The organism is Algoriphagus yeomjeoni (assembly GCF_049821175.1).
GTDB lineage: Bacteria > Bacteroidota > Bacteroidia > Cytophagales > Cyclobacteriaceae > Algoriphagus > Algoriphagus yeomjeoni_A.
This window is the reverse complement of sequence record NZ_CP187512.1, coordinates 548,318-567,545: the sequence shown is the minus strand read 5'-3', so window position 1 is coordinate 567,545 and position 19,228 is coordinate 548,318. Positions and strand designations below refer to the sequence as shown.

Here is a 19,228-nt window from a genome sequence, read left to right as displayed (position 1 = left end):
AACAGGATTCCTCTTTTTTTGTGCTATCAATGAAACACAACTCCTACGTTTACCCTATTCCAAATCCTTTGTGGATTGAAAAGCTTTGCCGATGGGCTGATTTTCATTTTGACTTTTTTGCATATACTAATGGAAATAACCATATATATCCAGAAAATCCCTTTGCAACCAAATTTTATGCTGGAAATAGGCAATTAACCGAGAAAGAAATCTGGAGTGAAACAGGTGTTAAAAAAGTCGGGATCATTGGGTATGACTTCAAAAACAGATTAGAAAAGCTAGAAAGTGAAAATCCAGCTTTTTTCGATCTTCCCGAAGTTTGCTTTTTTACGCCCTCCTTTTCATTGGAGTTATTAGGAGAAAAAATAATTTCAGCTGTTGAATTGACTGAGGAATTCTGGAAGGCAATAAAAGAAACACCCCTACCAACTCAGTCTACTACTAGCTGTTCGGTAGTTCCTCAAATCACTCGGGAGCAATATCTCTTCACTGTCAAGACTATCAAGGACCATATTATTGAAGGGAATACCTATGAGAGCAACTTTTGCCAAGCGTACTCAGGAGATTTTGAAACTTGGGACCCGGTATCGGCTTACTTCAAGTTGAATGAGCTTTCTTCCATGCCTTTTTCGGCTTTATTCAAAGCAAAATCCAATTGGCTAGTGTCAGCTTCCCCAGAGCGATACCTGAAAAGGACAGGAAATAAAATCATAGCTCAACCCATCAAAGGGACCATCAAAAGAGGTGAATCCGCAGCTGAGGATTTGCTTAATAAGGAAACTCTAGCCAATAGCGAAAAGGAACAAGCCGAGAACTTGATGATCACTGACTTGATGAGAAATGATCTTTCCATGGTCTCCAAAACAGGTTCTGTGAACGTAACAGAACTTTTTGGCATATATCCTTTCCCCAAAGTTTTTCAGATGATCAGTACCATTTCTTCTGAATTAAAGGATGAGGTGACTTTTTCAGATATCATCCAAGCATCGTTTCCTATGGGAAGTATGACTGGCGCACCCAAAATCCGGACAATGGAAATAGTCGAAGAGCTGGAAAGTTTTAAACGAGGATGGTTTTCTGGGACTTTTGGCGTGATCGAAGAAAACGGAGATTTTGATTTCTCTGTAATCATTCGAAGTATAATCGCAGATATGGATTTGAAAAAACTCTACTTTGGAGTTGGAAGTGCCATCACTTTCGACGCAGATGCAGCCCAGGAATATGATGAGTGCATTCTAAAAGCAAAGGCAATACTTGAAGTACTCAGTGGAAAATGAAAAAGATATATTTCCGAATCCGATCAGGAAGATAATCCATGTGGACATGGATGCATTCTATGCTTCAGTAGAACAGTTGGATCATCCAGAGTGGAGAGGCAAAGCATTGGTAGTCGGAGGAAATGCAGCTAGAGGTGTAATCGCTGCGGCAAGTTATGAAGCCCGGAAATATGGTGTCTATTCCGCTATGCCCTCGGTTTTAGCCGCTCGAAAATGCCCACAGCTTATTTTTGCACCTGCGAGATTTGATCGATACCGAGAGATTTCCAATCAGATCAGAGAGGTTTTTTATGAATACACTGATCTAGTTGAGCCTCTTTCTTTAGATGAAGCATTTATGGATGTGACAGAAAATAAGAAGGGCTTAAAATCGGCCATTTTGATAGCCAAACAAATCAGGCAAAAGATCAAAGAGCGCACAGGATTGAATGCTTCTGCGGGAGTTTCCTATAATAAGTTTCTTGCAAAAATCGCATCTGACCTGAACAAACCAAATGGTCAGGCAGTCATTCTTCCTGAAGAAGCTGAGGCCTTTTTAGAAAAATTACCTATCAAAAAATTCTTTGGAATAGGAAAAGTAACAGCTGAAAAAATGGGGAGACTGGGAATCCATAATGGCAAAGATCTCAAACAATTTTCCTTACAGTACCTCACTAAGAAGTTTGGCAAATCGGGCATACACTATTTCAATATTGTCAGAGGGATTCATCTTTCTGAAGTACAACCACATAGAATCCGTAAATCCCTCAGTGCTGAAAATACCTTTGCCAAGGATCTTCTGAATAACGAAGAGCTTCTAGGCGAGCTAAAGAAAATCTATGATGAGCTAGCCAGACGAATCAAAAAATCCGGAATTAAAGGCAGAACTGTTACGCTGAAAATAAAATACTCTGATTTCACACAACAAACGCGAAGCAAGACTCAAGAGCAATATCCTGATGACTTCCAACTTTGGGAAATAGCCCAAGAATTATTGGCTCAAGAGCCTTTCGTTAATTCTATTCGCTTACTCGGCCTAGGGATTTCCAATCTAAACATCATCGAAGAACACCAGCATTTTGGGGAGCAGCTGAAGATTCCCTTTGAAGTATAAGCTTACATTCAGTTTAGACCTTCAAACAAGCTAAATAGCCGAGCTACTATCAATCCATGATTTAACAAAATAAAAGAATCAGACTTTCTGCCATTTTGTCCGCATTTTCGTAATTTTGCCAACCGAAAGAAGGAAAGAAGAAGTACATGACTAATTTGATTGCAGACATTGATATCATCTCAGGGGAAGAAGCACAAGCATGCGACTTCAAGACCACTGTAGATGAGAATACAGGAAAAACCCGAAAACTATACATTGAGAGCTACGGTTGCGCGATGAATTTCGCAGATTCAGAAGTAGTGGCTTCCATCATGAAAGAAGGTGGATACGATACCACTTCTGATTTTTATCAGGCAGATGCTATTTTCCTGAACACCTGCTCCATCCGTGAAAAGGCTGAGCAAACTGTCAGAAAACGCCTTACAGACTTCCAGAGAGCCAAAAAAGCGAAGCCTTCACTGACCATTGGAGTTTTAGGTTGCATGGCAGAACGCCTCAAAGAAAAGCTACTTGAAGAAGAAAAAATCGTAGATATCGTCGTAGGCCCAGATGCCTACCGCGACCTGCCTAATCTACTTTCCACAGCAGAAGATGGACAAAAAGCTGTAAACACCTTTCTTTCCCGTGAGGAAACCTATGCTGACATCTCCCCTGTTCGACTGAATTCAAACGGCATAACAGCATTCATTTCGATTATGCGTGGCTGTGATAATATGTGCTCTTTTTGTGTAGTACCATTTACCCGTGGAAGAGAAAGAAGTCGTGATCCACATTCCATTGTCGCAGAGGCAAAAGATCTTTTCACCAAAGGGTACAAGGAAGTGACCTTGCTCGGCCAAAATGTAGATAGCTATAAGTGGTCGCCTGAGGAAAACAATAAGGCTAGACTGAACAAAAAAGAGGAAGAAGTAAGCGCAGTAGTCAATTTCGCCAATTTGCTGGAAATGGTAGCATTGGTAGATCCATCTCTGAGAATACGCTTCTCGACTTCGCATCCAAAAGACATTACAGATGAAGTCTTGTACACGATGAAGAAGTACGACAACATCTGCAAATATATCCATCTACCGGCTCAAAGTGGCAATTCACGCGTGTTGGAAATGATGAATAGAACCTATGATCGTGAATGGTATTTGGAGCGGGTTTCCAAAATCAGAGAGATCTTGGGAGAAGAATGCGGTATTTCATCCGATATGATCACTGGATTTTGCAGTGAGACGGAAGAGGAACATCAAGACACACTTTCTTTGATGGATATCGTGAAATTCGACTTTTCTTATATGTTCTTTTATTCGGAAAGACCAGGCACTTTGGCAGCAAAGAAATATGTCGATGATATTCCAATGGAAGTAAAAAAGAGACGTTTATCTGAAGTCATCAAAAAACAAAGTGCATCTTCTTTTGAGCGAAATAAATTGGATTTGGGCAAGGAGCAAGTCATCCTTGTGGAAGGCGCATCTAAAAAATCAGCCGATGAATTCAAAGGAAGAAACTCGGCAAATAAGGTAGTAATCGTACCAGCTGGAAATTATTCTAAGGGCGATTACTTAACCGTGAAAATTACCGATTGCACACCTGCAACGCTTTTTGGTGAGGTAATTGAAATAAACCCTAAACTAAAATGATTACAAATCCGGAAGTACAAAGCGTCAAACAACGCTTCGGGATCATTGGTAATAGCCCACTGTTAAATCACGCCATCCAAGTAGCCATGCAAGCAGCACCTACTGACATGACGGTGTTGATCAACGGTGAAAGTGGCAGTGGTAAGGAAAGTTTTTCGAAGATTATTCACTCTCTAAGCCTTCGTAAGCATGGCAAATTTATAGCCATCAACTGTGGTGCTATTCCAGAAGGAACAATTGATTCAGAACTTTTTGGTCATGAAAAAGGCTCTTTTACTGGTGCGCACGAAGCCAGAAAAGGTTATTTTGAAGTGACTGATGGTGGCTCTATTTTCCTCGATGAGATTGGTGAAATGCCTTTGGGAACTCAAGCAAGATTGCTGCGCGTGCTGGAAAATGGAGAATTCATAAAAGTGGGTTCTTCCAAAGTTCTTAAAACCAATGTACGAGTAATCACTGCCACTAATGTGAAACTTCTCAATGCTGTAGAAAAAGGTAAATTCAGAGAGGATCTTTACTACAGGCTGAATACGGTTCCGATTTTTGTCCCACCATTGAGGGAGCGTGGAGAAGATGTGGTGTTGCTTTTCAGAAAATTCACTTCGGATTTTTCCGAGAAATACCACGTTCGCCCGATTTCATTGGATCATGAAGCCCAGGCTGCGTTGATGCGTTATTCATTTCCGGGAAATATCCGTCAATTGAAAAATATTGCTGAGCAAATATCTCTTTTGGAAAGCGAACGAGATGTCGATGCCGAAACCTTGGCAAGATATCTACCGTCTGACAATTCTCGTCTACCAATGACGCTTCCTAACATGTCAAAAAACAATGATTCTTCAGATTTCTCTGAAAGAGACTTGTTGTATAAGGTACTCTTTGACATGAAAAAGGATATGAATGAGTTGAAAAAATTAGTGCTGGATTCTTATAAAAACGGAGGATTAAACCAAGCTATCATTCAAAAGCATCAAAGTCTTTTCGAGGATATGGATAGCGGATTTGGCACTCCTGAAAGCACCGAATCCAATCCTAGCTATGTTCCATTAGTGATCGATTCACAAAAATCCAACTCTTCATCTAATGAAGATTATGAAGATGACGCAATCGAAGACATCATTCATGAGGAAGATGATAATTCTCTATCATTGGAGAAGAAGGAGAAAGAGATGATTCTAAGAGCTTTGCGCAAGCACAATAATAAGAGAAAATACGCAGCAAGCGATCTGGGAATCTCCGAGCGCACACTTTACAGAAAGATCAAGCAGTATGAAATCGATCAATAAACTCAATGTCCTAATCTGCGGATTAGCCCTTTTGCTATTCCAGAGTTGCTCTGTTAGCTATAGCTTCACGGGTACGAATATAGATTATGACCTAGTAAAGACTTTTACTGTCGAAAATTTCTTCAACGATTCTGGAGGAGGACCTGCGAATATTGAGCAGCGTTTCACCGAAGCTCTTAAGGAATATTACCAGCGAAACACCCAGCTTGAACTCGTAAGATCAAATGGAAACTTGCAGTTTATGGGAGCAATTTCCCGCTACACTACTACTCCACAGGCCGCTGTATCAAGTAATGACCCCAATCGCCCTGACCGTGCGGGTACCATGCGGTTGACTATCGTAGTGGAAGTAGAGTATATTAATACAACAAATGAAGAGGAAAATCTAAAAAGAGGCTTCACCTTTTTCCAAGATTATGATCCACGGACGACTACCTTCCTGGATGTAGAAAATGAGTTGGTAGATGAAATATTTACAAACATCATTCAGGATATCTTTACCGCGACAGTCGCAAACTGGTAATTTTCTTATATTCAGACTATAAGAGATATCCAGTTGAACGCAGCCCAATTTTTAGAAATAATCCATAAAAAAGATTCGTTAGAAAGTAGTGAGGTGGTGAAATTAGAAAAGGTAAAGGAAAACTTCCCTTACTTTCAAATTCCACATATACTTACTGCCCGCTATGAATTTAAGATTAATGGTGCTGAACATTCGCTTTCTCGAGGATACGCAGCGATCACCAGCCCAGATAGAATTTGGCTTAAAAATCTAATCGAGAAGAAAGAGGGCATAGTCTCTCCAGTGAAAAATGATTTAGGTGAAAAAGATCAAGTAGAGGATCTAAACTCAAAAACAGATCGTGGCAGAAAATCACTAGATCATATAAAAGGCATAAGTAAAAAAGAAATTAAATTAGAATCGATCAAGGAGATCGAGGCTAGAGAGAAAAATCAAAACTTAGCATTTGGCGGTGCGGCGATTAAGTTTAATCTTAGTGCAGCAACAATGCGGTTAACAATTGTCATTGATGTAGAATATACCAACGCGGCAAACGAGGAAGAAACGCTGATAAGTGCCTTCACGTTTTTCAAGGATTATGATCCAACTACGACTACTTTTCTCGATATGGAAAAAAAGTTGTTAGATGAGATTTTTACAATCATTCAAGATATCTTCACATCGCCTGACTCAAGTGCTTATTTTCCCAATATTCAATCCAAAAGAACTATTCAAGTGAATGCAGCCCAATTTTTAGAAATAATCCAAAAACCAGATTCCTTAGATCGCGGCGATATTCTTCAGTTGCAAAAGGTGCAGGAAAATTTCCCCTACTTTCAGATTCCACATGTCCTTACCGCCCGTTATGAATTTGAAAAAAGTGGGATAGAGAAATCTCTGTCTATAGGGTATGCAGCGATCACTAGCCCAAATAGAACTTGGCTAAAAACGTTAGTAGAAAAGACCGAAAAAAAGCAAAATACTCCAAAAGTAGCTCCTCCTATACCTAGAGTTAAACAAGAAGAAACAGAACCAGAAAAAGCAGAAATAGCTGAGCTAGAGACTAAGCCTGAGCCCCCAAAACCAAAGCCAAGAAGAAGAAAACCTCCTAAGGATGATTTGATCGAAATGATCAAGAAGAAGGATAAAAAGGAGATCCTCGATGAGAAGAAAAAGGAGCAAATTGACCTGATCAAAGCTTTCAGCAAAAAATCTATCAAACTCGCCACTATAAAGGAGATAGAAGCGAATCAGAATACAGAGAACTTAGCTGCAGCTAGCACTCAGATAAATGACAATATGATTTCAGAATCTTATGCAAAGATTCTTGCAAATCAGGGTAAGAAGCAATTGGCCAAGGAAATTTATGAGAAGTTGGTATTGAAGTTTCCGGATAAAAGGGCTTACTTTGCGGACTTGATTGAAAAACTGAAAGATTAACACCCATATTATATGTTTACTTTATTAATTACAATTATTCTGATTTTGGCCGTATTGCTAATTTTGGTGATCCTAGGGCAGAATTCTAAAGGCGGAGTAGGTGCAGCATTCGGTGGCAGTGCTTCGCAAATCATGGGTGTAACCCGTACCGGAAATGTACTTGAAAAGGCAACCTGGGTATTGGCTGTATCTATCCTAGTATTGTCTTTGGCTTCCTCGGCATTTTACACAGGATCACAGTCCAACCAGTTCTCTTCTCCTAACATTGAGAATGCGAAGCAGCAAGTAGTAGCTCCTTCTTTTGGACAAGACGAAAGCCTTCTTCCAGCAGCAACTGAAGAGACAACTACTGAACCTGATACTACTTCAGGAAACTAAGAAAGAACGTTTATAGAAATTAAAGTCTGCTCCTCCAAGAGCAGACTTTTCTTGTTTATTGCCTATACAGTAACAGACTTCAGCAATAGTCGCTTGCTGATAGGAACCAACGTCTCTTCGATGGGAAATTCTTTTTGGCTGTGAATTCTCCAAGTAGCAGGATTTGGCAACTCCTTAATTTCCCGCACCAATTCCATTTTTATTTTTTCCAGCGTATTTACCAAACTTCGCTGAAAAACACCCACAAGCCACATACTGATACTTCGGAATTTTTCACCAGCAAAATGCAGTAAACTAGATTTATACCGAAAGGCATGAATATCCTGCTTTTTGTCTCGAGACATTAAAATATATCCTTCCTGATTATAGATTGGAACGATACCTACTGGCTCAAACTCTAGTTGGCCTTCTACAAAATCATAGATAGTTTTCCCTTCCTCTATCTTAGAAGTGATCTTGGGTAAAGCAAATTCAGTGATCATCGATAGTTCCTTCATGATTCCGTCCTCGTTGACCTTTGATTGATAATTCAACTTTCCATTTTGAAAGTCGATAGAATCTAAAGTCTTTGGAAAAAGGCTTGTGAGTTCTTTCTTACCTGATTTCAATTCATTCAAATCACGGTAATGGTCAATCAATTCTGCAAGAACCGGATAAAGCTTCATGGCATTAAAATGCTTGTTGGTTTCCTGCAAATAGGCCAGCAATTGGTACTTTTTATACTCAAAATCTATCAGGCCTTCTGTAATCCAGTTTTTAGGTAGTGATGTCATAGGAAATAGGTTTGGATATAAATTACGAATTTCTGACAATTTTGAAACGATAAGAGCAAAAATGGCAGTCACACCTGCCATAAAAAACAGGCACTTGCCATATTTTCAAGCGCATTTACAGCCGATTTGTCAGCCTTTAGCAAGAATACTTGCTTGGCACAGGAAGTGCTAATAGGCAAGTACATTTTAATCTAACCTTAAACGAATTTATATTATGTCAAAAGTAAACATCAAACCTCTTGCAGACAGAGTTTTGGTACAACCTGCTGCAGCTGAAGAGAAAACAGCTTCTGGTCTTTACATCCCAGATACCGCTAAGGAAAAACCACAAAAAGGTACTGTAGTAGCAGTAGGAAATGGCAAAAAAGATGAGCCTTTAACTGTTAAAGTTGGCGACACAGTATTGTACGGTAAATATTCCGGTACTGAGCTAAGCGTAGAAGGCAGTGACTATCTTATCATGAGAGAGTCTGACATCTTTGCAATACTTTAATAAATCATCCTTAATCGTTAACTCAAAATAGTAACAATATGTCTAAGCAATTATTTTTCAACACAAGTGCAAGAGATCAGCTGAAGAAAGGCGTTGATGCACTTGCAGACGCAGTAAAAGTGACATTGGGACCAAAAGGTCGTAATGTAATTATTGACAAAAAATTCGGTGCACCTACAATCACCAAAGATGGTGTGTCTGTAGCTAAAGAAATCGAATTGGCTGAGCCAATCGAAAACATGGGTGCTCAGTTGGTAAAAGAAGTAGCTTCTAAAACTGCTGACAACGCAGGTGATGGTACTACTACTGCGACTGTACTAGCTCAATCTATTTTCGGCGTAGGTATCAAAAACGTAGCTGCCGGAGCTAACCCAATGGATCTTAAAAGAGGTATTGACAAAGCAGTTTCTGCTGTTGTTAAGCAACTTCAAGCTGATTCTAAGCAAATCTCTACTTCCAAAGAAATCGCTCAGGTAGCGACTGTATCTGCTAACAATGACGAGGAAATCGGAACAATGATTTCTAACGCAATGGATAAAGTAGGTAAAGACGGTGTAATCACTGTAGAAGAAGCAAAAGGTACTGAAACTGAAGTGAAGACTGTAGAAGGTATGCAGTTTGACAGAGGTTACCTTTCTCCTTACTTCGTGACTAACACGGAGAAAATGGAAGTTGAATTGGAGCAGCCTTACATCTTGATCTACGACAAGAAGATCTCTTCGATGAAAGAATTGCTTCCAGTACTTGAGCCAGTAGCTCAGTCAGGTAAAGGCCTTGTAATCATCTCTGAAGATGTAGATGGAGAAGCACTTGCTACTCTTGTAGTGAACAAAATCAGAGGTGCTTTGAAAGTGGCTGCTGTTAAAGCTCCAGGTTTCGGTGACAGAAGAAAAGCAATGTTGGAAGACATCGCTATCCTTACTGGCGGAACAGTTATCTCTGAAGAAAGAGGTTTCAAACTTGAGAACGCAACTATCGACATGCTTGGTAGAGCGGAAAAAATCAACATTGACAAGGATAATACTACTCTTGTGAATGGTGCAGGTGATGCAGCTGCTATCAAAGGCAGAATCGCTGAGATCAAAGCACAGATTGACAAAACTACTTCTGACTACGACAGAGAGAAATTGCAGGAAAGACTTGCTAAACTTTCTGGTGGCGTAGCTATCCTTTACATCGGTGCTGCTACTGAAGTAGAAATGAAAGAGAAGAAAGACCGTGTAGATGATGCACTTCATGCAACTAGAGCGGCTGTTCAAGAAGGTGTTGTTGTAGGTGGTGGTGTAGCTCTTGTAAGAGCTGCCGAAGCACTGAACAACTTGAAAGGCCTTAACGAAGATGAAGATACAGGTATCAACATCATCAGACAGGCAATCGAATCTCCATTGAGAACTATCGTTTCCAATGCTGGTGGTGAGCCTTCTGTAGTGATCAATAAGATCAGAGAAAACAAAGGTAACTATGGTTACAACGCTAGAACTGACGTTTACGAAGACTTATTCAAAGCTGGTGTAATCGATCCTACTAAAGTTACTCGTCTAGCTCTTGAGAATGCAGCATCTATTGCAGCACTTCTATTGACTACTGAGTGTGTAGTAGCAGATATGAAAGAAGAATCTCCTGCAATGCCTCCAATGGGCGGCGGAGGAATGGGCGGCATGATGTAATCAACGCTTCACCATACTTTAAAAGGAGGTTCCTGAGAACCTCCTTTTTTATTGCCTGAGTAGCAGTTGATAAATAGAATTAAATTAAAAAAGGCACTTAAACCTTTTTCTTGGATGAGTTTTAATCGTATTTTGGCTTAGTCAAAAATCCCTTTTTCTTCCTTAACTCTATAAATGATCCAATTTGACACCATTTTTCTAGTGGATGACGACCCAATAAATAACCTCATCAATAAAAGGTTACTCGGAAAAGTTGGTATCGCTGAGAACATAATAGAATTTCTAGAGGGGGAGGAAGCCCTTAACAAACTCAATGACATCGACTCTAGCGAATCACTGCTTATTTTTTTAGATATAAATATGCCCGTTTTGAATGGATGGGAATTCCTTAATAAATACCAAGAAACATTCGCCAATAGATGCGATAAAATAGTTATCCTATCTAGCTCTATCGATTATCAAGACCGATTTAAGGCCCAAGGCTACAAAATAGTTTCTGGTTTTTTAGAAAAACCTTTGACCCTTGAGAAAATCAAAACTCAGATGGAAAAATACGAGCAAGAATAACTACTAATTAGTCAATGACTGGCTTTAGCCTATCCCAGATATCTCTGATCAATAGAAAAGGAACTAGGGCATTATCTCCAGAGCCCCCCATTCTTACAATAACCAAACCTTCTGAAGGAACTACCATTAAAAACTGGCCATTTTTACCCATAGCCTGATACATATCAGCAGGTGCAGTAGGAACTAACATCCCTGGAAAAATCGTCTGCGATCGCGGTATCATATAAGAGCTCTTGCCGTTTAGCCAAGTTAGGTAACCATAGCTTCGATTGAGGGTTTGAGAGGATTGCGAAAGTTCACTGAAAAAGTCCCCAGACCAAATCTCATTTCCATTCCAATTTCCATTGGCAAGTAATAAAAGCCCAAATCTCGCAAAAGTTCTAGCATCGCTGTAGAACACATTGTTCTCACCGGTTTTTTGCCAAAATCCTTTCATACCTATCTTTCCTCCTAAATTCTCATTGAAGAAATTTTGAAAGCTTTGACCTGATGCATTTTCAACTACCTGTTCTAATAAAGTATATGGAGCATTATGATAGGCCCATCTTTCTCCGGCTTCTGCCAAAAAAAGCAGCGAGGAAGGACTAGTGTTATCCTGATTGGCAACACCATCATCCAGTCCTGTCGTCATCGTAAGCTGGTGAATCAGTCGAATATCACGCTCCTGACTGTTGGTTAGTGATGTCCAGCCCTCACCAAGATATTTCTGGGTTCGGTCACTCGTCTTTAGTAATCTTTTACTTTCTGCAATCCCTACTAAGGTAGCAGTAAGTGTTTTTCCGGCTGAAGCCCAATACCAATAGGAGTTTTGATCCATTCTCCCAACACCAGTAAGTTTATCGCCCCAATATTCCTCAATCACAATTTTTCCATCTTTTAGAATGATAAAAGCCCTAGTATCCTGTGTTGGTAACCAAGCTAAAAACTCCGCAAGCTTAACTCCATCCCAGTCTAATTCTGCTACAGGTTGTTTATCCCAAATCGAGGATTCGTTGGGAGGAAAATAAAGATTAGATGTATTTGACGATGGTTTTTGAGCTTCGGCGCAGGAAGCAATCAAAAATATCAAATAGCCAAGGATAGTTATTTCTCTAAAATTCTTTATCACTACTTTCTTAATCAGGTTCTTAAAAAGCTTCATTTAGATATCATTACAGATTAGATAAAAGAATAGAGGGTAGGTTTAATCCTCATAGAGATTCAGTGAGTAATAAAGCAAACTATTCTGTTCAAAAGTAAGCGATTTAAAATGACTTTAAACTATTTGGTACTACCACGAATTTAATGGAATCGATAACTGATTAGCTGGTGAAGATGGTTTCTGGAGGCTAGCATCCGGATGGGTGAGCCTTTCGGGATTTTCGGTTTTGTACTGAATTGAACACCGTGAAGAAAATGACTTAGCTCCCGAGGTACGAGAGGACAAGTCGTAAAGAAAATGCCCCTTAGGCATTTTTAGACTTGGGCCAGGTTTGGGCAGGGAGTCATTTTTAGGTGTGAAATGCAGTACAAAATTCCGCTGTTTGCTCAGTATAAAGTAGCACTACACCACACAGCGGAAAGAAAAGACCGAGGCTCAGGGCTTTTTGGTTACTTTTTGGCCGCCAAAAAGTGACAAAGAAAACCTATAGAGAAAGGGGGAATGTGTTAGAAAAATGTTAAGTCTCCGAAAGAAATAAGTAGCAATGATAATCAGAGCCTATACTCTCTACTAAAGAAATTAGTTTAAAACCCAACTTACTTTTCCATTAAATTCAGGGTAGAACCAACTATTTAAAATTCTCTTCTGCTTTCAACTGATAGCAATGCTCATGTAGCTGAAAACCGATTTTTCTATAAAAACTGGTTGCATTTTCTGCAGAAAAAAGAATCAATCTGGCGTCTGGCGCTAAGTTCCTTGCAAACTTCAGCATACCTTTCCCTATTCCTTCCTTTTGCCGAGTCGAAATAACTGCCAAATCTGCAATAAAGGTTCTGTATGAAAAATCAGTTAATGCACGAAGAACTCCTACCACTTGCCCCTCCTCTCTTGCCACAATCACCAAATTAGAATTGACCAGCATGCGTTCTAAATGATTCTGATCATGCATAGGTCTTCTGAGGCCCAAGCCAGATTCATCCAGAACATATATAAATTCCGCAAGAGACAAGTTCTTTTCTATTTCAAAAGAAACCATTATTTTGAGATATAATTAGTTAACAATGTCAAGAGGAGCAGGCTTTATTTCTTCAGCAAATAAATCTTCAAAAGACAATAGAAATCTTGCGAAGATCCGACCCAAAGCTGAAAGAGCCGATGGGATATACCGTGAACAAAACATGGAAAAAGCTGATTTGAAAAGCATAGATGACAGCATCAAGTACAGAATGAGCCGATATTCATCTGGCTCCAAAAATGGCTACTTTTTCGCGATTATGGTGATACTGACGCTATTGTGGATATTCTGGACAGTATTTTTCTAATGGGCCTCAGTTAAGCACATCTTGCAACTCTTCCTTTTTCTTAAACATCGCCTTTGCGAATGGACACAGTGGAATGACTTTGATATCTTCTTTCCGCACATAATCCACCAAATCCTTTAAAAGTTTCAGACCTACTCCCTGTCCTTGTAAGCTATCATCTACTTCGGTATGTTCGATGATCATCTTTTTCGCACCGGCCATAACGTAGACCATTTCTGCAAAGCGCTTCGCTCCTTCTTGAATGAAAAAAGAACCTCTTCTTCCATCATGTTCATGTTCAATTTTTATTTCACTCATAATTTAACTTGTTGTGTTGCCTGAAGTCATTTCATCATACACCTCATCTATCGGTTCCCATAGCTCAATACTGTGTCCATCAGGGTCAAGAATATGTACAAACTTCCCGTATTCTGTATCATCGATTTCATCCAAAATAGTCACTCCCTCAGCTTTTAGCTCTTGAACCAAGTCTACCAAGTTTTCCACTCGATAATTGACCATAAACTCCTTTTCCGAAGGCTTGAAATACTGCGTATCATCCTTCATTGGTGACCATTGCGTAAAGCCTTTTTTATTCGAATTCTCAAACTGTCTCCACTTAAATGTGGTTCCATACGCATCGGTATTGAGGCCCAGGTGAGTTTGGTACCAATCTTTGGTTTTTGCCGGATCTTTAACCTTGAAAAATATTCCGCCTATTCCTGTTACTCGTTTTTTCATCCGAATACATCATTTTTGTGAGGTATTAAGATAAGGAAAAAATGAAACCACTTACGCTCTAAGTTTATTTTCAAAAAGGAAAAAGCTCTCTTTAGTAAGGCGATGAGTCACTCCCAACTTCTATTTAAAATCCCCCTACCCCCTTTAGGAAACGGGGAGTCGCATCAACAGACACTCAAAATTAAATATGTATAAGTATTTATCCAGAAAACTGATCACTGCGACTGACCACTGTAGTCTAATTCGCTTCTTCAATCTTCACCTTCACCTTTTTCACTCGCTCATTCTTCAGCTTCGGCATCAGTTTTTGTACCAAATTACTTTTGACAGCCACATAGGAAGCAAAGTCCATGATGGTAATCAAACCGATCTCAGAACTGCTCAGTCCCCCTTTTTTAGTGAGCATTCCTACTATATCTCCTTTGCTGACCTTATCCTTTTTTCCAGCACTTACATAGAGACAAGTCCATTCTTGTGGAACCGGCGGAACAAGCTTTTCTCCTACTTTGTATTCTTTGATAAATTCTTCTATGTAATCCGGCCTAGCTTCATCATTTGCCAAGATCAGATAAGACAACCCATCCGCATGCATTCTGGCAGTCCGACCATTTCTATGGATAAAAGCATCTTCCTTCGGTGGCAATTGGTAATGTACCACATGCTTGATCTCCGGGATATCAAGACCTCTGGAAGCAAGATCCGTCGCGATTAGCAGATTCGTGACTTTGCTTCGGAATCTGATCAAATTCTTCTCCCGATCAATCTGCTCCAAGCCACCATGAAGAACAGAGTGGAAATAATTGTAGTCATTCAATAAAGTGCTCAATCGATCCACCGCATCCCGGTGATTGCAAAAAACAATGCAGGACTCATCCTGAAATTCAGCCACCAATCTCATTAGCGTTTCTCCTTTTTCCTTGCTGGAACTGTGTACGATCTTCAGCTCAAGTTTGGACTCCACCACATCTTTCAGGAAATTCACTGTCCGATGATCTATAAAAGGAAGAAAATCAGGTAATCTTTTCAGGATCGTCGCAGAGGTTAGCAAATGTCTTTGTTGTCCATTCAATGCTCCGAATATCACTTTCAACTGCTCATGAAAGCCCATTTGCAGTGATTTATCAAATTCATCTAAAACTACTGTTTGGATATTTTTCGGATCGAAAGAACCTCGTTCTATATGGTCAGCCAATCTTCCGGGAGTACCAATAATCACGTCTGGTGATTCTCCTAAACTGTTGGATTCCAATTTGGAAGAATGTCCGCCATAAACGGTACTCACACGGAAAGGAGTTTTCATTCCTTTGAAAACCTGTTCGATCTGAATTGCCAATTCCCGGGAAGGCACAATTATCAAGGCCTGCACTTCTCTTACATTTTCTTTCAGAGAATTGAGAAGAGGAATCAAAAATGCGACAGTCTTACCCGAGCCAGTCGGTGATAAAAGTACGAGGTGAGGGTTTTTGGCAGCTCTGGAGATAAACTCGGTTTGCATTTCGTTGAGACTATCAATCGAAAGGCTTTTGAGATATTGGGCGGTGGAATTTTGTTGTTTTTCGGACACACACAAAAGTACCCAATTCTACTGAGCTAAGTATTCTATTCCTTGCTTGGCACTAAACTTCCTTTCCTTTCACCACCAAAAACCAATCACCTTCCAGTTCCAAATAGCCAAAATCATAGCAATAATGATAGACGTTCCCTTTCTTGGTTTCGTATAGATGCGTAAAATACCTAAATTGAAAGCCATCACTCAGCAGTCGCGCGCGGGTTGTTTTGCCCATCTCCTCTCCTGCAGGAATGATTCCTTCCAAAATATTTCTGTTTTTCTTAAGGCTGTGGTTGACTCTTCGGATGTAATTGGTGGTATGCGCATTTTGCTGATTGTTATATGCATTTCTACACTGGTCATCACAGAATTTCTTATCGATTCTGCCTTGAATCACCGCATTACAGTTCAAACAGTATTTTTTCTCGATTGCCATACGCTAAAAAGTTTAATCTAATTTAACCGATTAGTTTGAAATATAATACTTCAAACTAATCGGTAATAATTTCTTATCTATGAAACTTTATCGTATTCAGATTGAAAGTACTCCAGATCGTAATTGGACTTTCCGTCACATAAACTAAATACAGATCCCCATAATAATCTGTACTTGGAACAGTAAACGGAACTTCAAACCACCCAACTTTCGGTCCTGTCTTCGGCCGGGAATCTTTGGTCAGAATATCGGATTCTGCCAAAATTTCACCCTCAGGTGAGCCCGCCCGAACCTGAATTTTACCAACGGTATTTCCGGGCATAATGGAAAGTGTGATTTTGTTGATCTCGCTCAAATCAATAGCTCTAAACAGCAACCAAGATCCGGATTCAGTGAATTGCACGTAGTACTCATCTTCAGGATTAGCCCTAGCCGCTCCTTCCAAACCATCAGCGCTGTAAGCAGAAACAGATGTATTCCTCAATTTCAGCTGCTTAGTCGACTTGATTGCAGGTATTCCATTTGCACCTTGATCTTCGTATGAAGCCTGAACCAAATAAAAGCCTTCTGGATCTTCCGTATTTTCAATCTCATATGTGCCAGAAGCTGGCAGTCCTGAAACTGCGTTTGGATTGGCAATCCCTAAAACGAAATCAACCATTTGAGCCACTTTATTCTCATCCAAATGGGAATGTCCTGGCATAACTTGATCACCCCATACGCCTGCGCCTCCATTTCTGACCTTTTTGATCAGATAGGCTTTTGCATTTGGATCATTTTTATATTTCTCCGAAACTGAAGTATAATCAGGTCCCACAGATTCATTGCTGATGCCATGGCAAGCCTTGCAGCCCGCTTCATTGATGTAAGTTTCACCGATGCTCAGCACCTCTTCCTGATGCCCCATTTCAATGATATCGTATCCGCTTTCCAAATAGTCGACGGACACATTTATTTTAGATGGTTCAATATCCCCATCTTCCTTATCTGTGGCAGTTACCTCATAATTGATTGTTTCCTTTCCAAAATAGAAACTCCGATTTCCTTTCCAATCAATGGAAACTACAGGTGCTTCATTACCAACTTTTATCTCTAAAAAGGATGTTGCAGCCTCCCCTTGTTGATCAGTCGCTGTCAAAGTCACTTTATAAACACCAGCTGATTCGAAAGTATATGATGGGTTCTCTTCAGTGGATGTTGGCCCATTTTCCCCGAATTCCCACTGATAGGTGATCTTATCATCAGTATCTGGATCTTGAGTTCCAGCTGATGAAAAATTCACTGCCAAAGGAGTTGCGCCTTGAGTCTGATCTGCGGAGATTTTCACACTTGGCTTTCTATTGCCTTCGGAAAAAACAATTCTGTACAAACCTGAATCATCGTTGTTAGCTCTCCAAAAAGTACCATATTCCAACACATATAAGGAACCATCTTTTGCAAACTGCATGTCCATCGGCTTCTCAAAGTGAGTTTCCGGCATGAAGCGCTCCATGGTATCGTATTCGAAATTCTCCGTCAGACTGACCGTGAAAATCCAGTTTCTCATCCAATCATAGATGAAAAGCTTTTCATTGTAATATCCAGGAAATCTAACTTCTGAAGCTTCGTAATCCTCCCGGTAGTAAACCTGACCAGCCATTGCATTTCTTCCACCCTGACCAAGCATAGGGAATTCTTCGGACTCGGCATAGGGGTAGTAAATCAGAGCTGGATGTGCTTCTGGAAGGATTTCCATCCCGGTATTATTGGGAGATGTGTTTTTTGGAGCTTTAGGATCAAACTGGTACAAGCTTTCTCCAGTAGCAAAATCATACTTCCAATAGGCATAATTATTTCCTACAAAATACGGCCAGCCGTAGTAGCCAGGACCTGTGGCCACATTAATTTCATCGTAGCCTCTAGGTCCCCGGCCTTCCTTATCCTCAGCACCATCAGGCCCCACTTCTCCCCAAAATAAATTGCCGTTTCGAGAATCGATAGAAAATCTAAATGGATTCCTGTTTCCTTTCACATAGATTTCAGGACGTGTTATTGGGGTTCCCACAGGAAATAAATTACCCTCTGGAATAGAATATCCTCCTTCTGGATTAGGTTTGATTCGAAGAATCGCACCACGTAAATCATTGGTATTTCCTGAACTACGCTGCGCATCAACATTCTTTGGTTTATCTTGACGCTCATCGATTGGATTAAAATTACTTGATTCAAAAGGCGTAGAATCATCTCCTATGCCTAAGTAAAGATTTCCTTCTGAATCAAATTCCAATCCTCCTCCAGAATGGCAGCAACCTCTGAAAATTTCTACATCCAGAATTTTCACTTCTGAAGCCAAATCCAGCTTATTGTCCACAAAATCAAATCGAGAAATTCTATTTAGTGCAGCTTCATTTGCGGGAGCATAATAGAGATACAACCAATTGTTCTCCTCAAAATTCGGATCCTTTGCCATCCCCATCAAGCCATCTTCCCGCTCTGGGAATACATCCAGCTCACCTACTATAGTTGTTTCTCCAGATTCTTCTTGATAAAATTTAAGCAAGCCATGACGCTCTATGATCAGCACATCACCATTGTCCAGCACTTCAATTTCCATTGGTTCATTGAAATTGCCGGCCAATGGGATTTTAGTAAACCTCGATTCATCAGGTTTTACGGTTGCAAATGGATCTTCTTGCTTTTTATCACAACTCCAAAAACTCAAACTACACACTGCAAACAGAATCAGGTATTTTCTCATAGGGCTTATTCAGGCATTATTTAAGCGTGAAGGTATAAAAACCTGAAAAACACGCGCCAAGATTATGATTAAAGGTTTATAATTGAGACAGGAAAGCTTCTCTTACACCAGAAAAACCTAAGAGGTCCTTTAATGTTTAATTAATTGTTATTGTCCCACTATTTTTACCCTTAATCGAAATAGCAAGGAATTACTGAAGACGAGCTTCGGTGTATACATTTA

General features: G+C 40.0%; 19 protein-coding genes. 11 read left to right on the top strand and 8 right to left on the bottom strand.

The annotated features are described in order from the left end of the window. Positions 1–29: 29 nt before the first annotated feature. From ACPUEN_RS02175 to secG, 7 genes are all read left to right on the top strand, one after another. Positions 30–1,277, top strand: a complete 1,248-nt coding sequence (locus tag ACPUEN_RS02175) for an anthranilate synthase component I family protein (protein ID WP_425638196.1) — start codon at positions 30–32, stop codon at positions 1,275–1,277. Beyond that, positions 1,255–2,370: a DNA polymerase IV gene (gene dinB, locus ACPUEN_RS02170; RefSeq protein WP_425638195.1), complete on the top strand. Its 1,116-nt coding sequence runs from the start codon at positions 1,255–1,257 to the stop codon at positions 2,368–2,370. The genes ACPUEN_RS02175 and dinB overlap by 23 nt, the downstream gene beginning before the upstream one ends. A gap of 146 nt (positions 2,371–2,516) precedes the next feature. Beyond that, positions 2,517–3,995, top strand: a complete 1,479-nt coding sequence (gene miaB, locus ACPUEN_RS02165; protein WP_425638194.1) for a tRNA (N6-isopentenyl adenosine(37)-C2)-methylthiotransferase MiaB — start codon at positions 2,517–2,519, stop codon at positions 3,993–3,995. Further along, complete coding sequence (locus tag ACPUEN_RS02160) at positions 3,992–5,281, top strand: sigma-54 interaction domain-containing protein (RefSeq protein WP_425638193.1); 1,290 nt, start codon at positions 3,992–3,994, stop codon at positions 5,279–5,281. Before miaB ends, ACPUEN_RS02160 begins: the two co-directional genes overlap by 4 nt. Beyond that, a complete protein-coding gene (gene lptE, locus ACPUEN_RS02155) occupies positions 5,265–5,804 on the top strand; it encodes an LPS assembly lipoprotein LptE (protein WP_111613496.1) in 540 nt (179 codons plus the stop codon). Before ACPUEN_RS02160 ends, lptE begins: the two co-directional genes overlap by 17 nt. Before the next feature lie 96 nt (positions 5,805–5,900). Continuing rightward, on the top strand, positions 5,901–7,223 hold the full coding sequence (locus tag ACPUEN_RS02150; protein WP_425638192.1) for a hypothetical protein: 1,323 nt from the start codon (positions 5,901–5,903) through the stop codon (positions 7,221–7,223). 12 nt (positions 7,224–7,235) lie between these two features. Then, on the top strand, positions 7,236–7,601 hold the full coding sequence (gene secG, locus ACPUEN_RS02145) for a preprotein translocase subunit SecG (protein ID WP_111613495.1): 366 nt from the start codon (positions 7,236–7,238) through the stop codon (positions 7,599–7,601). Between the two features lie 62 nt (positions 7,602–7,663). On the opposite strand, the gene ACPUEN_RS02140 is transcribed toward secG, so the two are convergent. Then, positions 7,664–8,374: a hypothetical protein gene (locus tag ACPUEN_RS02140; protein WP_425638191.1), complete on the bottom strand. Its 711-nt coding sequence runs from the start codon at positions 8,372–8,374 to the stop codon at positions 7,664–7,666. Positions 8,375–8,588: 214 nt separating this feature from the next. Between ACPUEN_RS02140 and ACPUEN_RS02135 the strand changes: the two genes are divergently transcribed. The 3 genes from ACPUEN_RS02135 (at position 8,589) to ACPUEN_RS02125 (ending at position 11,101) form a co-directional block, all read left to right on the top strand. After that, entirely contained in the window at positions 8,589–8,867 is a 279-nt protein-coding gene (locus ACPUEN_RS02135; protein WP_111613494.1) for a co-chaperone GroES, read from the top strand. 38 nt (positions 8,868–8,905) lie between these two features. Continuing rightward, positions 8,906–10,534 carry a chaperonin GroEL gene (gene groL, locus ACPUEN_RS02130; RefSeq protein ID WP_111613493.1) on the top strand — a complete coding sequence of 543 codons (1,629 nt, stop codon included), beginning with the start codon at positions 8,906–8,908 and terminating at the stop codon, positions 10,532–10,534. Positions 10,535–10,708: 174 nt separating this feature from the next. After that, entirely contained in the window at positions 10,709–11,101 is a 393-nt protein-coding gene (locus ACPUEN_RS02125; RefSeq protein WP_425638190.1) for a response regulator, read from the top strand. A 7-nt stretch (positions 11,102–11,108) separates the two neighbouring features. On the opposite strand, the gene ACPUEN_RS02120 is transcribed toward ACPUEN_RS02125, so the two are convergent. Continuing rightward, positions 11,109–12,242, bottom strand: coding sequence for a serine hydrolase domain-containing protein (locus tag ACPUEN_RS02120; RefSeq protein WP_425638189.1), 1,134 nt, complete (start codon positions 12,240–12,242; stop codon positions 11,109–11,111). A 628-nt stretch (positions 12,243–12,870) separates the two neighbouring features. Further along, a complete protein-coding gene (locus ACPUEN_RS02115) occupies positions 12,871–13,278 on the bottom strand; it encodes a GNAT family N-acetyltransferase (RefSeq protein WP_425638188.1) in 408 nt (135 codons plus the stop codon). 25 nt (positions 13,279–13,303) lie between these two features. Here ACPUEN_RS02115 and ACPUEN_RS02110 point away from each other — a divergent pair, with 25 nt between their 5' ends. Then, complete coding sequence (locus tag ACPUEN_RS02110) at positions 13,304–13,564, top strand: hypothetical protein (RefSeq protein ID WP_425638187.1); 261 nt, start codon at positions 13,304–13,306, stop codon at positions 13,562–13,564. Positions 13,565–13,570: 6 nt separating this feature from the next. On the opposite strand, the gene ACPUEN_RS02105 is transcribed toward ACPUEN_RS02110, so the two are convergent. From ACPUEN_RS02105 to ACPUEN_RS02085, 5 genes are all read right to left on the bottom strand, one after another. Next, the gene (locus tag ACPUEN_RS02105) at positions 13,571–13,861 is read right to left on the bottom strand and encodes a GNAT family N-acetyltransferase (RefSeq protein ID WP_425638186.1); all 291 of its coding nucleotides are present in this window, start codon (positions 13,859–13,861) and stop codon (positions 13,571–13,573) included. Between the two features lie 3 nt (positions 13,862–13,864). Beyond that, positions 13,865–14,284, bottom strand: a complete 420-nt coding sequence (locus ACPUEN_RS02100) for a VOC family protein (RefSeq protein WP_425638185.1) — start codon at positions 14,282–14,284, stop codon at positions 13,865–13,867. A gap of 238 nt (positions 14,285–14,522) precedes the next feature. Further along, complete coding sequence (locus ACPUEN_RS02095; RefSeq protein WP_425638184.1) at positions 14,523–15,779, bottom strand: DEAD/DEAH box helicase; 1,257 nt, start codon at positions 15,777–15,779, stop codon at positions 14,523–14,525. A 121-nt stretch (positions 15,780–15,900) separates the two neighbouring features. Beyond that, positions 15,901–16,269, bottom strand: a complete 369-nt coding sequence (locus ACPUEN_RS02090; RefSeq protein WP_425638183.1) for a hypothetical protein — start codon at positions 16,267–16,269, stop codon at positions 15,901–15,903. Between the two features lie 73 nt (positions 16,270–16,342). After that, positions 16,343–19,006 (bottom strand): PQQ-dependent sugar dehydrogenase, encoded by a 2,664-nt coding sequence (locus ACPUEN_RS02085; protein WP_425638182.1) that lies wholly within the window; start codon positions 19,004–19,006, stop codon positions 16,343–16,345. Between the last annotated feature and the right edge of the window lie 222 nt (positions 19,007–19,228).

Bases quoted from the DNA above. Each gene is read 5' to 3' on its own strand.
- ACPUEN_RS02175 (WP_425638196.1), top strand. From the start codon at position 30: ATGAAACACAACTCCTACGTTTACCCTATTCCAAATCCTTTGTGGATT.
- miaB (WP_425638194.1), top strand. From the start codon at position 2,517: ATGACTAATTTGATTGCAGACATTGATATCATCTCAGGGGAAGAAGCA.
- ACPUEN_RS02160 (WP_425638193.1), top strand. From the start codon at position 3,992: ATGATTACAAATCCGGAAGTACAAAGCGTCAAACAACGCTTCGGGATC.
- lptE (WP_111613496.1), top strand. From the start codon at position 5,265: ATGAAATCGATCAATAAACTCAATGTCCTAATCTGCGGATTAGCCCTT.
- secG (WP_111613495.1), top strand. From the start codon at position 7,236: ATGTTTACTTTATTAATTACAATTATTCTGATTTTGGCCGTATTGCTA.
- ACPUEN_RS02140 (WP_425638191.1), bottom strand. From the start codon at position 8,374: ATGACATCACTACCTAAAAACTGGATTACAGAAGGCCTGATAGATTTT.
- ACPUEN_RS02135 (WP_111613494.1), top strand. From the start codon at position 8,589: ATGTCAAAAGTAAACATCAAACCTCTTGCAGACAGAGTTTTGGTACAA.
- groL (WP_111613493.1), top strand. From the start codon at position 8,906: ATGTCTAAGCAATTATTTTTCAACACAAGTGCAAGAGATCAGCTGAAG.
- ACPUEN_RS02125 (WP_425638190.1), top strand. From the start codon at position 10,709: ATGATCCAATTTGACACCATTTTTCTAGTGGATGACGACCCAATAAAT.
- ACPUEN_RS02120 (WP_425638189.1), bottom strand. From the start codon at position 12,242: ATGAAGCTTTTTAAGAACCTGATTAAGAAAGTAGTGATAAAGAATTTT.
- ACPUEN_RS02115 (WP_425638188.1), bottom strand. From the start codon at position 13,278: ATGGTTTCTTTTGAAATAGAAAAGAACTTGTCTCTTGCGGAATTTATA.
- ACPUEN_RS02110 (WP_425638187.1), top strand. From the start codon at position 13,304: ATGTCAAGAGGAGCAGGCTTTATTTCTTCAGCAAATAAATCTTCAAAA.
- ACPUEN_RS02105 (WP_425638186.1), bottom strand. From the start codon at position 13,861: ATGAGTGAAATAAAAATTGAACATGAACATGATGGAAGAAGAGGTTCT.
- ACPUEN_RS02100 (WP_425638185.1), bottom strand. From the start codon at position 14,284: ATGAAAAAACGAGTAACAGGAATAGGCGGAATATTTTTCAAGGTTAAA.
- ACPUEN_RS02095 (WP_425638184.1), bottom strand. From the start codon at position 15,779: ATGCAAACCGAGTTTATCTCCAGAGCTGCCAAAAACCCTCACCTCGTA.
- ACPUEN_RS02090 (WP_425638183.1), bottom strand. From the start codon at position 16,269: ATGGCAATCGAGAAAAAATACTGTTTGAACTGTAATGCGGTGATTCAA.
- ACPUEN_RS02085 (WP_425638182.1), bottom strand. From the start codon at position 19,006: ATGAGAAAATACCTGATTCTGTTTGCAGTGTGTAGTTTGAGTTTTTGG.